The sequence below is a fragment of the Massilia sp. CMS3.1 genome (genome assembly GCF_051262535.1).
Taxonomy (GTDB): Bacteria; Pseudomonadota; Gammaproteobacteria; order Burkholderiales; family Burkholderiaceae_D; genus Telluria.
This window is the reverse complement of record NZ_JBIMES010000081.1, coordinates 1-730: the sequence shown is the minus strand read 5'-3', so window position 1 is coordinate 730 and position 730 is coordinate 1. Positions and strand designations below refer to the sequence as shown.

The 730-nt window shown below is 57.4% G+C and carries 1 protein-coding gene; it reads right to left on the bottom strand.

Annotated elements, in window-relative coordinates; genetic code table 11:
- Window positions 1-16 precede the first annotated feature (16 nt).
- Window positions 17-730 (bottom strand): IS5 family transposase gene (locus ACHAC9_RS24515; protein ID WP_435764424.1). Its coding sequence is split into 2 segments (ribosomal slippage), with 713 coding nucleotides annotated over them: window positions 17-475 and window positions 477-730; the frame shifts between segments, so codons are not numbered across the junction. This gene is flagged as partial in the annotation.

Genomic DNA, 730 nt, shown 5'->3' with positions numbered 1-730 from the left:
CGCTAAGAGGCTATTCTTATTGGTAAGCGGCACGCCAGCAAATAATGCCCAAGGCGAAATGCACCATCGCGAGATAGGTAGAGCTCTTCTTTTCCCAACGGATCAACAAGCGCCGGAATCGGTTCATCCAGCTATGAGCCCGTTCAACCACCCATCGGCGTGCTCGTGCGCCGGCGACGCGCTTCTCGTCATTCTCCTGGCCGCGTGACTTGATGTGTGCCGTCAAGCCGAATTGGGATACCAGGACATGGATGGACTCATAGTCATAGCCTTTGTCCAGACACAGGTGCTGCGGCTTTTCGCGGGTCGCTTCGGGCCGTGCAATCATCAGTTGGGCTAACGTCTGTTCCACCAACTTCATGTCATGCCGGTTGGCGCCATCGATCTCGATGGCGATCGGCATGCCATGCGCTTCTGTCAGCAGGCTGCGCTTGACGCCACCTTTGCCTCGGTCGGTCGGGTTGGGGCCGGTTTTTTTCCCCACCCAATGGCGCCTTCGTCATCGCTCCATCGAGTGCCAGCCAATCCCAGTCGATTCCCTTGAGCCGGTCATACTCGAGTAGCCCTTGCCGCCAAAATTGCTCGAACACCCCAGCGGCAACCCATTCCCGAAAGCGCTGGTACACCGGCGTGCACGAACAGATGCCGGTCGCATTCAACGCATTCCATTGCATCCCGGTGCGTAGAACCAGAAAAATCATGTTCAGCACGAGACGGTTGTCCAGTCTGG